The 14,279-nt window shown below is 66.5% G+C and carries 12 protein-coding genes; 6 read left to right on the top strand and 6 right to left on the bottom strand.

Features of this window, described 5'->3' with window-relative positions:
* A partial coding sequence (locus GV792_RS20810) for an ATP-binding protein (RefSeq protein WP_163825953.1) occupies positions 1–1,469 on the bottom strand: 1,469 nt, incomplete at its 3' end.
* Positions 1,470–1,518: 49 nt separating this feature from the next.
* Between GV792_RS20810 and GV792_RS20805 the strand changes: the two genes are divergently transcribed.
* Entirely contained in the window at positions 1,519–2,133 is a 615-nt protein-coding gene (locus tag GV792_RS20805) for a TetR/AcrR family transcriptional regulator (RefSeq protein ID WP_163825952.1), read from the top strand.
* A 416-nt stretch (positions 2,134–2,549) separates the two neighbouring features.
* On the opposite strand, the gene GV792_RS20800 is transcribed toward GV792_RS20805, so the two are convergent.
* The 5 genes from GV792_RS20800 to GV792_RS20780 form a co-directional block, all read right to left on the bottom strand.
* Positions 2,550–3,737, bottom strand: coding sequence for a phosphotransferase (locus GV792_RS20800; RefSeq protein WP_163825951.1), 1,188 nt, complete (start codon positions 3,735–3,737; stop codon positions 2,550–2,552).
* A gap of 246 nt (positions 3,738–3,983) precedes the next feature.
* The gene (locus GV792_RS20795) at positions 3,984–4,946 is read right to left on the bottom strand and encodes an AraC family transcriptional regulator ligand-binding domain-containing protein (RefSeq protein ID WP_163825950.1); all 963 of its coding nucleotides are present in this window, start codon (positions 4,944–4,946) and stop codon (positions 3,984–3,986) included.
* 177 nt (positions 4,947–5,123) lie between these two features.
* Positions 5,124–6,554 carry a phytoene desaturase family protein gene (locus tag GV792_RS20790; RefSeq protein ID WP_163825949.1) on the bottom strand — a complete coding sequence of 477 codons (1,431 nt, stop codon included), beginning with the start codon at positions 6,552–6,554 and terminating at the stop codon, positions 5,124–5,126.
* Between the two features lie 124 nt (positions 6,555–6,678).
* On the bottom strand, positions 6,679–8,484 hold the full coding sequence (locus tag GV792_RS20785) for a DUF3556 domain-containing protein (RefSeq protein ID WP_163825948.1): 1,806 nt from the start codon (positions 8,482–8,484) through the stop codon (positions 6,679–6,681).
* 40 nt (positions 8,485–8,524) lie between these two features.
* Entirely contained in the window at positions 8,525–9,988 is a 1,464-nt protein-coding gene (locus GV792_RS20780; RefSeq protein ID WP_163825947.1) for a class I adenylate-forming enzyme family protein, read from the bottom strand.
* A gap of 162 nt (positions 9,989–10,150) precedes the next feature.
* Here GV792_RS20780 and GV792_RS20775 point away from each other — a divergent pair, with 162 nt between their 5' ends.
* The 5 genes from GV792_RS20775 (at position 10,151) to GV792_RS20755 (ending at position 14,246) form a co-directional block, all read left to right on the top strand.
* Positions 10,151–11,422, top strand: a complete 1,272-nt coding sequence (locus GV792_RS20775) for a PucR family transcriptional regulator (protein ID WP_163825946.1) — start codon at positions 10,151–10,153, stop codon at positions 11,420–11,422.
* The gene (locus tag GV792_RS20770) at positions 11,419–12,126 is read left to right on the top strand and encodes a cyclase family protein (protein ID WP_163825945.1); all 708 of its coding nucleotides are present in this window, start codon (positions 11,419–11,421) and stop codon (positions 12,124–12,126) included. The genes GV792_RS20775 and GV792_RS20770 overlap by 4 nt, the downstream gene beginning before the upstream one ends.
* Before the next feature lie 115 nt (positions 12,127–12,241).
* Positions 12,242–12,388 (top strand): DUF1059 domain-containing protein, encoded by a 147-nt coding sequence (locus GV792_RS20765; RefSeq protein WP_014350504.1) that lies wholly within the window; start codon positions 12,242–12,244, stop codon positions 12,386–12,388.
* 130 nt (positions 12,389–12,518) lie between these two features.
* Positions 12,519–12,941 carry a YciI family protein gene (locus GV792_RS20760; protein WP_163825944.1) on the top strand — a complete coding sequence of 141 codons (423 nt, stop codon included), beginning with the start codon at positions 12,519–12,521 and terminating at the stop codon, positions 12,939–12,941.
* Between the two features lie 15 nt (positions 12,942–12,956).
* A complete protein-coding gene (locus GV792_RS20755) occupies positions 12,957–14,246 on the top strand; it encodes an RNA polymerase sigma factor (protein WP_163825943.1) in 1,290 nt (429 codons plus the stop codon).
* Positions 14,247–14,279: the final 33 nt, after the last annotated feature.

Here is a 14,279-nt window from a genome sequence, read left to right as displayed (position 1 = left end):
GCGGGTAGCACCGTGCCGGGCTCTGCCATGGTCACCACGGTTGCGCCCATCGGCGAACGCACCACCCAGTCGTCTGCGCCGAGTTCGACGGAGTCCTGCTGCTGGTCGTCGGCAGACGGTGACGCGTAATCAGTTGCGCGGTTGAGGAGTTCGCCGATGTTCTGCCCGAACCACGAGGTGGGCACCGGGCCCTCCAGTGCATCGAGGACCGCGCGAAGCACAGCGCTATTGGTGTCGACGCCGGAGACCATCATTTCGGCGAGTGCGTCCGAGCAGCGGCGCACCGAGGTATCGAACGTGGGGCCGCGCGCGATCACCTTCGCCAGCAGCGAATCGAATCGAGTGCCGTGCCGCATACCCACATGGCATGCGGTGTCGACTCGGACGCCGGTGCCGGTGGGCGCCGAGAACTGGGTGATGGTGCCGCTGGTCGGCAGCAGTTCTCCGTCTGCTCCGACGAGTTCGGCATTGACCCGGGCCTGCACGGCGTATCCGCGCGGCTCATGGCCCAGATCCAGGTCGGCGAGATCGTGGCCGAGCGCGAGGTCGAACTGGATACCCACCAGGTCGACACCGGTGACTTCCTCGGTGATCGTGTGCTCGACCTGCAGCCTGGGATTGACCTCGAGGAACCATCCCGCATCATCGGCGACGAGGAATTCGACCGTGATCACACCGCGGCAACCCACCGATTCGGCCAGCTGCACCGCATGGCGATGAAGCTGTGCACGCAAGGCCGAGTCCAGGGTCGGCGCGGGCGCGATCTCGATGAGCTTCTGATGGCGCCGCTGCACACTGCAGTCACGATCACCGAGGGCGACCGCGTGCGTACCGTCGGCGACGATCTGCACTTCGACATGTCGCGCGTCGGAGATGAGCGCCTCGGCATAGACGGCGGAGTCGCCGAATGCACTCAGGGCTTCAGCACGGCAGCGTTCGTATGCCGGGTGCACCTCGCTCGGCTCGTGCACCATCCGCATACCGCGTCCGCCGCCTCCCGCTGCGGCTTTCACCATCACGCCATCAGGGTGTCGCTCCAGCAATTCCGCGATATCGGCCGGGTTCGCCGTCAGAGTCGCGGGCAGCACCGGCACGCCGGCCTTTTCCGCCGCGGCTCGTGCCGCCACTTTGTCACCGAAGATGCGCAGCGCCGCAGGGGACGGGCCGACGAAGGTCAGCCCCGATGCCGCGCACGCACTCGCCAGATCCGCGCTCTCGCTGAGGAATCCGTAGCCGGGATGAACGAGGGCGCCCCGGCCGGCGGTGAGCGCCGCCTGCACGGCGGCCTCGACGTCGAGGTATGCAGCGGCGCCGTCGCCGGGGAGTTGCACCGCGTGATCGGCCAACCGGACCGCCAGCGACTCGGCTTCCGCCTCGACATGCAGAACATGGGTGCGAAACCCACGCTCACGAGCGGCGCGAATGATTCGGACGGCAACCTCGCCCCGGTTCGCCACGACGACATCCATGCCGCCATCGTCGTTGACATTGACGTCAATGTCAACGACGATGGGCTGCGTGACCCAGTCCAGCTGGTCGGTGCGCGAGGCGCGCGAACGATCCGATACCGATCGTCACCGAGCACTCCTCGACGCCGCCGCGCGAGTGTTCGACGCACGCGGCTACGACAACACCACCGTCGCCGACATCACCGCCGAAGCAGGCGTCTCCCGAGCGACGCTCTACGTCTACTTCGCCTCCAAGGACGAGATCTTCCTCGCCCTCGCCGCCCGCACCCGCGACAGTTTCCTGGCCGCCCAAGAACCCGAACTCCCCGACGACGACCCCCGAACGATGCTGCGTGCCACCTTCGAATCCGTCGCCGCCGCCGTCCTGGACGCAGGCCCACTCCTGCGCCTGATCGACGAACGCGGGGCCGTCGACCCCCGCGTCGCCGGCATCGCCGCCGAAATCACCGACCGCCCCATCCGCCGCTTCACCCGCTACCTCGACCGCGAAACCCGCGCAGGACGAATCCGGCCCGTCGCGTCGGCCCACGTGATCGCCGAAACCCTCAGCTACGCAATCACCTACGGAATCTTGTCGCGGCGCGACGGCGATCCGCTTGCGCAGGCGTCATACCTGGACGATTTGGGCAAGATGGCGGACAAACTACTGGGTCTCGGCTGCTAGAACCATCGACAGCATCGCGGCCGGTTCGACGAGGCGATGCTCACCGAGTCGCCATGGTCCGACGACAGACGTCACCGATCATCGGAGACCGCCACCTCCCGTCCCATACCTGTTCCGAGAACCATCGGCTGTCGACCTGCGTGGGGTGGTCGGCCTGAACGAGTAGTCCACTACGCGTGATTCGCTTTCGCCGCGGGCGCATCGTTGACATCACACACTCGATGTCCTTGGTTCCGACGACCGCGTTGACTGTTCGGGCACACAACGCGAAGGGGCCGCGGGACGTCGAGAGCCTGGACCTCGACGCCGACCGCGGCTTCGGCCATCGCCGCCGGCGCGCCGGGGCGCAATCGACGATGACCGGGTCGACGTCGAGGTCCGGGCGGACCGCGATCCGAGCGGTCACGACCTATTCGCTACCCGTTGACGGCGCCGAGCGCATCCAGATCCATGATCGCGGTGGCGGTGCGATGCACGATGGCACGGCAGATCTCGTCGGGCTGGAATTCGGGCATGAGCGCACTGCGGCCGATGGTGATCATCCAGGCGAAATAGGGGTACAGGCATTGCTGCCGGTAGGCGAGCCAGGCCGTGTCGAAGGTAAGAGCGGGCCCTCCCCCGGCATGCAGGCGGTCGATATAGAACGCGATGAGCTGACGTTCCCAGGCCCTGCGATCCTCCACCTGCAACCCGGAGGTGATCGTGTAGGCCACATCGAAGGCCCAACTGCCGCGCATGACCAGCTGCCAATCGGTGAAACCCATGCTGTTGTCAGCGCACACGTAGGCGTTGCCGATATGTGGGTCGCCGTGCAGCAGAGTGTGCGGGGATTCCTCGGCGATCCGCAGTGACCGGCCGCAGGCCTCGTAGAGCTTGTCCTGCACGGGTGGCAGACTTTCCGGCACGAGCTCGGGGGCACGTCGCAGCCCGACGCGGGCCCGCTTCCGCATGCCGAGGAGGCGGTCGAAATTGCGGAAATGGGCGCCGGGCGTTTTCAGCCAGTCACGCGCGACCAGCTCTGGCGATTCCCAGTAGTGGCCATGCCAGCGAGCCATATTGCCGAGCAGGTCCTGCATCTGCTCATGAGTGACACGGTCCAGCGGAGTGCAGAAGCGGGCTTGCCGAGTGACGCCGACGTCCTCGAGCAGCGTAATCGACCGGCCGGTGCGCACATCGGCTGTGCCGAGGTAACCGTGTGGCGCCTCGATATCCAGCACCGGTCGAAGATGCTGGAAGAAGCCGGGTTCGCCCGGGAGCGCGTGTGCGAGATACTGCGTCAGCCGCTGGGTGAATGTCAGCGTCGTCTTGGCGAACAGATGCACGGGCAGCTGCGCGGCGCGGCCTACGTCGTTATAGCGAACCGTCGCCTTCCATCGGCTCGTGGTGCCGCTGGTGGCCTCGGCGATGTCGAACGATTCCACTTCCGCCCCTGGATGACCGGATGCCAAGACCTTGGTCAGCCAAGCGGCGTCGACTTCGTCTGCCTTCATCGGAATCTCGGCATCGGTGCGCCGGAAGAATCTCTCGGCCAGTACATGACCGCCCAGCTTCACTGCTCCGGACAACACCCCCGCTGCCTGCGCACCGTTGGTTGTTTCGTTCATCCACTCGCCCTCCTCGGATCGCTCTGTCTCGCGGCCGCGCGACGGGACGCAGTATGCGGCAGCGGATTCGGCCCGCGCAGCGGCTGCGGGATGGCGCCGACAGGTCGGTCAATGGCGGCCGTGCCGACTATTGACCGTGTTGACGTGCCGAAAGGCTCGTACCCCGCATGCCAGCGGGTCGCACCAATATGGCGTGATTCGCTCGGTGGGTGGCGCGATCGTTCGGCGGCGGACCCGCCCCCGCTACTACGTCGACCACCGCCGCCGAGCACGACGCAGAGCCCCCGAATCCGAGTACCCCACCTGCTCGGCCAGCGAGTCCCGGCTCTCGTGCCGCCCCCTATGTATGCGCTGCTCCACCAGGGCACTTCGTGCACGATCGAGCTCGCGGGTCCAGGTCGTTCCTTCGTCGGCAAGTCGACGTTGCAGGCTGCGTGTGCTGGTGGCCATGTACCGGGCCGCGCGATCGATCGTCACCCGGCCATCGCCCAGCAGCGTGAGCAGTACCTGGTGCACCTGACCGGTCCAGGTGATCTCCAGCCGGCGCGGCGGCGGCTGTGCCGCGGCGTAACGGCGCAGGATCTCGGCGAGTACGGGATCGGCATTTCGCATCGGAAGAGCCAGATCAGCGGTACGGAAGGTGATCTGGTCGGTGGGCGCACCGAAGTCGATCCGGCGGGTGCCGAACAGTTCAACGAATCCGCTGCGCCGCCGCGGCGCGGACTGCCGGAAGCGCACCCGGACCGGGTGAATATCGCGACCGGTCGCGTTTCGTGCTCGCGTCACCACCGCCGCGAGCGCGAACTGCATGGCCAGCTGCTGACCGCGTCCGTGCCCGTTCAGCAGCCGAACGTCGGCGTTGGCCACGTCTTCGGATTCGCCTGCTATGGCGAAGCCGATATTGGTCGTGATCAGGTCGGCGTAATGCTCCGATAGCGCCAGCCCCCCGCCCAGTGTTGGTGCGGTGCCGAACAGATAGTCGTGGATCCCGAATCGGCTCATGGTGTTGATTCGACCGATACGCAACGCGACGTCCGGGTCGCCCACCTGATATTCGACCAGCTCCCATAGGCGCAGCTGGTGAGCGCTCGGCACCATGGTGTCGCCGCTGGCCAGCACCCATTCCGGCAGATCCGCCGCACGCGCGAGACGCTGGCGTGCCGCCCCGGCGACGCCGCCGTGGTCAAGGATGAAATTCGAGAACGACACGTGATCCACCGTTTGCATCTGCGAACACACCCATTCAGAACCAGAGGCTTACCGAGCATCCGAACGCCGACGACGATAGCCCCGCCCGCAGGCTTACCACCTGTGGCAACAGGTGGGATCCCCCTCCGTTCCGAATGCCCGCCCGGCCCTGGAATTCGGTGTGCCGGACCACTGTCTTCACCGTTCGAGACGAGCCAACGCATCCTGCGCCGCGTTGTACCCGCACATCCCGTGCGCACCGGGCCCCGGGGCCGTCGCCGCCGAACAGATGTACATTCCCGGAATGCCCACCCGGTACGGGTTCGGCGCGATGCGGGGGCCGAACACGAGTTGACGGATGTCTTTGGCGCCGGTGATGATGTCGCCGCCCACGAAATTGGCGTTGTAGGTGTACATCTCGGTCGTGGATCGCACCGACGTGCCGATGATTCGGTCGCGGAAGCCGGGGGCGAAACGTTCGAACTGGGTGATGATCGCCTCGGTGGCGTCCCCGGTGTAGCCGTAGGGCACATGAGCGTACGCGTACAGCGGGTGGACATCGCCAACGGAACGCTGCGGGTCGGCAAGGTACTGCTGGCCGACGAGCACGAAGGGGCGCTGCGGCATACGGCCTGCGTGGACGTCGCGCTCGGTGGCCGCCACCTCGTGGTAGTCGCCACCCAGATGCACGGTGCCCGCTCGCCGTGCGGCCGGGTTGGTCCAGGGCACGCCGCCCTCGACGGCGAAATCGACCTTGAATGCGCCGGGTGCATGCCGGAATCGGCGGTAGGCGCGGGCAACGCGCGATGGGAGCCGGTCACCGAGAATGCCTGCGACCGCACCGGGTTCGAGATCGAACATCGTGATATCCGCCGCGGGCAGCTGCGATGCCGAGCGGATCCGGGCGCCGGTCTCGATCTTGCCGCCCAGATCACTCAACAATGCGGCGAGCGCATCCGTGATGGCCTGCGAACCGCCTTCGGCCACCGGCCACCCGTGCCGGTGACCCGCGGTGATGATGCCCATGCCGATCGCGGCCGTCATCGGATGGTGCAGCGGCCGGAACGTGTGCGCGGCGACACCACCGAACAGTGCCCTGCCCTCGTCGGTCCGGAACCACCGCGCCACCGTCGAGGCCGGTAGCACGGTGGGAGTCCCGAATCGAGCGAGTGTCAGTGGGTGCCGCGGCAGGCGTAGCAGCGGTCCCATGATGTCCTCGGCGAGGGCATCGAATCGGGCCGCCGGACGCGCGAAGGCCGCGCGCCACCTGGCGCCGTCGGCACCGAGACCGGCCGCGGTGTCGTCGACCGAGCGGTGCAGTATTCCGGCACGGCCGTCGTCGAGCGGGTGCACGCAGTCGATATCCGGCCACCGCCAGTGCAGCCCGTAGCGGTCGAGGCCGAGCCCGGTCAGGAACGGGGATCCGACGGCCATCGGATGGATGGCGGCGCAGTGATCGTGCAGCAGGCCCGGCACGATCGCCTCGCCAGAGCGGACGCCGCCACCGATCTCATCGGTGGCCTCGAAGACCGTGACCTGTACGCCTTCGGCGGCGAGAGTGACGGCCGCGGCGAGCCCGTTCGGTCCACCACCGACCACGACTGCGGTACTCATGCTGGTTCCTCTCATATCTTTCCGATAGGCACCCGGCGCGGCTGACACCGCTGCGAAACCCCACGAGTGGACATAACCCAGCGAACCACACTGTTGTCACGCTTCCCGGCTACCAGCCCAGTCGCCGGCGCCTCGCGCCCTAGGCCACGACCCCGTAGTCGCCCTGGCGTGAGGGTTGCGGTTCGCCTGCGGCGGCCCGAGTCCAGCTGACCTGCAACGGGATCGGTCCGTTGGGTAGCCACGGCTGCTCGGCGACAGCGTCGGCGACCTTCCAGGAACCACGCTCGATCACGCCGAGCGCTGCATCGATCAGCTTGTACTGCTGGACGCCGCTGCCGAATGCTTCCGACTCCACCCAGGCGATCACGCACTCGCCCGGTTCGAAACCTGCCTCGTCCTGGACGGCACGAATCATGTCCTCGGCATGCAGATGACCGTCGCCGAAGTTGAACCCGAGGATCGAGTTGCACAGGAACTCGGCCTCACGCACGGTCCTGGTGTCCACATCCGGCAGGCGTGCGAGCAGCAGGGAGAACAACCCGCGGGCCTGACTGTGCATACTGCGCCAGGCGATGGTCTTCTGCAGCGTGATCTCCGCCCATTCGGGCTCGTACCCGAACTCGACGAACTGGTCGATCTGGTTCTTCGCCGATCGGGTCACCCGGTCGAGTTTCGCTTCGGCGCCCGGCTCGAACGCCCAGATCGCCGACGCCCAATTGCCCGCGTACTGCCGCATGGAGGGCAGGAACGACACCTTGTCCGGGCGCAAGTTGCCAAGGATGGGGAAGAAGACCAGCGCCGCCACGATTGCCGCGAGCAGCCACGGCGCCGACATATTCCAGGGCGCGTACCCATTGTCATTGGGGAAGCCGACGAACAGGAACACCGCCGCATAGGCGAACAGCAGGTTCCACTCCAGCGGCACCGCCAGCGGGAAGGTCGACAGGATGAACAGGTGGAAGATCACCATCATCGCGACGGCGGCCACGGTCAGATACATATTGGTGGAGAACAGCAGGATCAGCGGAGTCACGATCTCGACGGTCGTACCGCCGACATGCCCCATGAAATCTGCCAGCCGCGACGGACGCATATCGTTGGGGAAACTCCGATAGTGCGCGCGCTTGATCGCCTTGAACGGAGTCGACGGACTGTTGCTCACCATGGGTGGCACGACATTCGAGAAATGCTTACCGAACTTCGAGAACCCGGCGCCGATCCACACCACCACGATCAGCAGTTTCAGCGCGATGATCATATCCGCGAACGGCAACGCGGCGAAGAAGACCATGGCGGGCAGGTACTGCTCACCCCGCGCGGCGAGGAAGATCGTCTTGTCGCGAAGGCCGTTGAGAACCAACAGGACTATCGGAGCGATCAGCAAAACTGGATTCACCAGGCCGGAAGTGTTGTCCGGCAATGCCGCCGACAACGAGTCACTGGTCACGCCGGGCCGGACCAGTGCCACGAACAGGCTCACCAGCAGGCCGAGGTAGAGCACCACATCGAGCCGAGTGCGCCGGTCACCGTCGGTGCCGGGCACCCACTTCCACGGCCGCAGCCGGATGGTGCCACGGCGGGCCCAGAACAGAATTCCGCCCGTCATCGGCTTCACCTTGCCCGCCAGCGGCCCCCAGGAGCCCGCGACACCGATGGCCTCGAGCAGCACCGTCCAGATGATGAGCTTCTGGTAAACGATCGGCTGACTCCACCACTCGGCGACATGCCAGAACGCGGGAAGCCCGGAAGTCGCCGTCGCAACGGTGATGCCGCCGATAGCGTAGAGCACGACCAGTTTCGCGATATAGACGCAATGCACCATTTTCGGTGAACCGAAACCATTTTCGGCCCAGTCCAGGCCGAGGATTCGCATTCGCTCCATGAGCGGTTTCCGCAAGAACTCGGTGGGGTCCACCGCTGGTAGATCCGGTTTCGTGAAACCCATGATGTCGGCTCCTTCTCCGTGGGCGTGTTGAGGTTGTCGTCTAGCGGTCGGCGTCGAGGACCAGTTGCCGCAGCTTCGGTTTGTCGAGCTTGCCGACCGCATTGGCGGGCAGCTCGTCCAGAATCGTGATCTCCGCCGGCACTTTGTATTTCGACAGTGATGCGCTTACATGGGCGTGAATGCGCTGCTCGTCGATACTCGCGCCGGAATTGAGCGCCACGTACAGCACCGGTTCCTCGCCGTAGACCGGATGACGGCGCCCGACGACGGCGGCAGCGGCGATCTCGGGCATCCGGTAGACGACGGCTTCGATTTCCTTCGGGTAGATGTTCTCCCCACCGCGGATGATCATGTCCTTGGCGCGGTCGACCAGCACCAAGTAGCCGTCCTCGTCGATACGGCCGATATCACCGGTGCGCAGCCAGCCGTCGATAACGGTTCGCGCCGTCTCCTCCGGGCGGTTCAGATAGCCCCGCATGATGTTCGGACCGGAGATCAGCACTTCACCGGTCTCCCCCGGCCCGACGTCCGCACCATCGGGGTCGACGATCCGGAGTCGCTGACCCGGCAGCGGCAGGCCGACGGTGCCCGGCTTGCGCTGCCCCTTCAGTGGATTGACGGTGCTGGCGCAGGTGCCCTCGGACAGGCCGTAGCCCTCGACGACCGGTATGCCGTACCGGGATTCGAATTTTTCCAGCAGCTCCACGCTGGCCGGTGCCGCGCCACAGATCGCAAACCGGACCGAGGACGTCGCCGGACGCAGCTCGGCGGGCAGATCGGCCAGCATCGTGTAAATCGTCGGCACCGCGGAGAAATAGGTCGCACCGCTGCGCTCTAGCCGATCGAAGAACGTGTGTGCGCTGAAACGGCCCGCGACGGTGGTACTCGCACCGACCAGCAGCGGAGACAGTGTGCTGACCACGATGCCGTTGACGTGGAACAGCGGCAGCACGAGCAGGCTGCGATCGGCCGCGGTGAGATCGAACGCATCGATCACCATGGCGCACATCGCCTGCACGTTGGCGTGGTCGAGCATCACCCCCTTGGGCCGTCCGGTCGTCCCGCTGGTGTAGATCAGCAAGGCGAGCGCGTCAGCGGGCGACTCGATCGGCTCGGCGGTGGCATTACCGCTGGTGAGCGCCTCAACCGGCAGCACAACCGGCACATCGACGACGGTGTCGAGAGGCTGCGCCAGGATCAGCACCGTGGCGTCGGCGTCCGCGACCTGGTAGCCGACCTCCCCCGCGACCAGCGCGGGGTTCAGTGGGGTCACCGCGGCACCGAGACGCCATGCGGCGAACAGGGTGACGACCAGGTCCACGGTGTTGGGCAGCATCACCGCGACGACGTCGCCGGGTCGCACGCCGTGATCACGCAGGGTTCCGGCGGCCCGGCGCACGGCGTCCAGGAATCCGGTGTTGTCGAGTTCGGCGTCGTCATCGGCGATGGCCGGCGCGGTCGGATGCTGCGCGGCGCGGCGATCGGGCAACGTGGACAGGTTCATCGTCACTCCTGGCGGTCCTTTGGTCTGTGCCATAACGCTAGGAAGGTGAGAGCCACATCACACCGTCGCCGGATGATGAAGGTTGCGGTCCGGTTTGTCTCCGGGGGACAACGTCGCGCCGAATGCGCCCTCCGCAGGCCGAACCGCGTTCTACTGTTGGCCATGCCCAGTGGAGACGACGAATCGACCGTCGGCGTGAATGCCGCGCTGGCGGTCGAACGCCTCGCCGATCGGATCGCCGAAGTGAGCCGGACGATTCAGCTGCACCTGCTGGCCGAGATCGAAGATCTCCAGGGCGACCAGCAGTTACGTGAGCTCCTGCGGGACAGCGTCGAGGGCAATGTCGACACCATTTTCTCCGCGATCCAGCACGCCATCCCGATCGAGAACGTCGAGCCACCGACCGCTGCGCTGGAATACGCGCGACGTCTGGCCCAGCATGCTGTCGCCCCCAACGCGCTGGTTCGCGCCTACCGTCTCGGCCAGCAGAAACTGCTCAGCATCGTGTTCGAGGAGGTCCGGACCCTCGAACTCGACCCACAGCTGCAATTGGACGTCTTCGAGCAGATCACCACCATCACCTTCGGCTATATCGACTGGATCTCCCAGCAAGTGGTCGCGACGTACCAGACCGAACGCGATCACTGGCTGGAGAACCGCAACAGCACGCGCGCGGTCCGGGTGCGGGAAGTGCTCGACGGCGGCGCCGTTGACGTCGACGCGGTGACCGACGCGATCCGGTATCCGCTGCGGCGCACCCATCTGGCGTTGGTGTTGTGGTTACCGGCAGGGGGTGACGAGTTGAGCCGGCTGGAACGTTTCGTGCGTGAACTCGCCGAGTCGTTGGATGCGCTCGGCGCCGGATTGTTCGTTGCGGCAGACCGCCTCACCGGGTGGGGATGGATACCGCTGCCCTCGGCCACCGCCCACGACAGCGCCGAGCAGGTCCGCCGGTTCGCCGCGGAGCGGGCCGAAGCACCGTGGATCGCGCTCGGCACGCCACAGCCCGGCATCGACGGATTCCGGGACTCGCACCGGCAGGCACTGCAAGCGCGGACCGTCGCACTCGCGGCCGGACCGGCAGCGGCCAGGGTCACCGCGGCGGGCGATCCGGGCTTGACCGCCGCCGCGCTGCTCGGACGTGATCTCGCGCAGGCCCGCAGCTGGGTGCACACGGTACTCGGACCGCTCGCCGTCGACAGCGACAACGACGCCAGGCTGCGGGAGACCTTGCGGGTGTTCTTACAGACCGGGTCGAGCCACAAGGCGGCCGCCGAGGCGCTCAACCTGCATGCCAATTCGGTGAAGTACCGCGTCGACCGGGCGATCGAACGCCGCGGCGAACCCATCGCAGGCGATCGGCTCGATGTGGAGATGGCGCTGCTGCTGTGCCATTGGTTCGGCGCCTCGGTGCTGCGGCCGGAGCCGCGATGAGGGCGCCCTTCGGCCGGCTGGTGAATCTGTCGCATGTACACGATCCCGCGACCACGCCCCTCTACCCCGGCGACCCCGCTTTTCGGACCGACACCGTCGCCACCATCGCCGCGGACGGCTACTACTTGCGATACGTGCGACAGGGCGAACACACCGGGACGCATTGGGGCGCCCCGATCCACTTCGACCCCTCCGGTCTCGCCGCCGACGAACTCGATATCGATGATCTGCTGCTGCCCGCGGTCAAGATCGACGTGCGCGAGGATTGCGCACAGAACCGGGACCACGCGATCACAGCCGCAGACTTACATGCGTGGGAGGACCGATACGGGCGCATTCCCGACGAATCCGCCGTGATCGCCTGGACCGGCTGGGAGCAGAAATGGGGCACCCCCGACTTCCTCGGCACCGGCGAAGACGCAGGTCATCTGCCCGGATTCGCGGTGGATGCCGTCGACTGGCTCCTCGATACCGGCAGGCTCGGCCGACGCGGCGCACTCGGCATCGACACCTTCGGACCCGACCTCGGCACCGACGACTCCTATGCCGTGTCGAAGCGGCTCTACCGTGAGCACCGGATCAGCCTGGAATGCCTGGCCGGCCTGGATACGCTTCCGGTGACCGGTGCGTGGGTGCTGGCGGGCGGTCCCATCTACCGCGGCGGTTCCGGGGCCCCCGCAACGGTTTTCGCCATCGTTGCGTGAGGTCGGCAGGTACCGTGCCTCCCACAGTGAAACCCGATTACTAAAACCCGTTCACGAATAGGGTGCGGCATGGTTCACTCGACAGGACCTGGTCGATGAAGAAGAAGGGCACCCCGTGAAGACAAGGCTCAACTGCCCCTGCGGCGAGCACATCACCGGCACCGATGAAGACGACCTGGTCGCCAAGACCCAGGCCCATCTCGCCGCCGAACATCCGGGCCACGACTACTCGCGCGAGGAAATCCTGTTCATCGCCTACTGATGACCTGCGCGAATGCCGCTGGACAAAAAGTCGGAAAAAAAATTCACGGTCGTGTCGATCGGTCGCAGCTCCCGTTCGACCTAGGAGTGAAAGGGTCAGAGGGACCCGGACAACCCCGAGGAGACAGACCATGAAGTACATGCTGATCATGCGCGCCACCGACGAGACCTTCGCGGCGTTCCAGGACATCGACTTCGACGAGATCATGGACTCGATGGGCAAGTTCAACGACGAGATGATCCGGGCCGGCGTGCTGGTCGCGGCCGAGGGGCTTGACCCCGACCCGGCGACGAGCGTTGTCGTCGACTACGGCTCGGAAACACCGGTGGTCACCGACGGCCCCTACGGGGAGACCAAGGAATTGTTCGGCGGCTTCTGGATCCTCAATGTGACCTCGCAAGAAGAGGCCGTCGAGTGGGCGAAGCGGGCGCCGTTGGCGGGTCCAGGCGCCAAGGCCGAGATCCGCCGAGTCACAACCATCGACGAGTTTCCGCAGGACAACGTCTGGATCAAGAAAGAGCGGGCGTGGCGCGAGTCCACTGGTCAGCTCTGAGCCGGCCGGTAGCCGATGACCGACCCGACCGGCCGTGACGCCGTCGCCGCGGTCTGGCGCATCGAATCCGCGCGGATCGTCGGTGCGCTCGCACGCTACACCGGCGATTTCGCGTTGGCCGAGGACCTCGCGCAGGAGGCCATGGCCGAAGCATTGGTGAGCTGGCCGCGGGAGGGCGTACCCCGCCAACCCGCGGGCTGGTTGCTCACCGTCGGTAAGCGGCGCGCGATCGATGCGTTCCGCCGCCGCGCCGTCCGTGACGACAAATACGCCGTCCTCGCCCACGATCTGGGCGAGGGCGGTGTTGTCGCGGGTGGCCCGTCCGCCGATCCGGTGCGCGAAGCCGAGGATGTGCTGTGGGACCCGGATCAGATCGACGACGACCTGCTCGCGCTGATGTTCGTCTCCTGCCATCCGGTCCTGGCACGAGAGGCGCGGATCGCGCTCACCCTGCGGGTCGTGGCCGGTGTGACCAGCGACGAGATCGCGCGGGCGTTCCTCGTGCCGACCGCCACCGTGCAGGCGAGGATCACCAGGGCGAAGAAGACCCTTGCCGCGGCCAGGGTCCCGTTCGAGGTACCGGCGGCCGGCGAACGCTCCGAGCGCCTCGGTTCGGTGCTGAGCGTGATCTACGTGATCTTCACCGAAGGATCCTCTGCCAGTTCCGGATCCGCCTTGATGCGCCTGGATCTCGCGGCGGAGGCGCTGCGGCTGGCGCGGGTGCTGACCCGGCTGGTACCCGACGAACCCGAGGTGCACAGCCTGCTCGCGTTGCTCGAACTGACCGCGGCGCGCTTTCCCGCGCGCACCGACGCGCAGGGACATCCGGTCCTACTCGAGCAGCAGGACCGGCGCCGCTGGGACCGTTCCGCGATCACGCGGGGCCGGGCGGCGCTGGCCCGCACCGAACAACTCGGCCGCGGCCTCGGCGCCTACGGATTGCAGGCCGCGATAGCCGAATGTCATGCCGTCGCCCCCTCGGTCGAGGAGACCCGGTGGGAGCGAATCGTGTTGCTGTACGAGGCGCTCGGCCGGCTCGCACCGTCGCCGGTGGTGGAATTGAACCGAGCTGTTGCCGTCTCTATGGTCGACGGGCCCGCAGCCGCATTGCCGATCGTCGACGGCCTGGCGGCCACCGACGAATTCTCGAATTCCCACCTATTGCCCAGCGTGCGTGGGGAACTCCTCCTACGCCTCGGCCGCCGCGAGGAGGCTCACGCGCAGCTGGAGCTGGCTGTCCGGCTGTGCGGCAACGACCAGGAACGCGCCATCCTGCAACGCAAAATCACCGATCTGGGCTCATGAAATGAGCGCGCGAACTACCGCCGACCCTGCCGC

This window comes from Nocardia cyriacigeorgica (genome assembly GCF_010868145.1).
In the GTDB taxonomy this organism is placed as follows: domain Bacteria; phylum Actinomycetota; class Actinomycetes; order Mycobacteriales; family Mycobacteriaceae; genus Nocardia; species Nocardia cyriacigeorgica_D.
The sequence above is the reverse complement of the archived record's forward strand: the minus strand, read 5'-3'. Positions and strand labels throughout refer to the sequence as shown.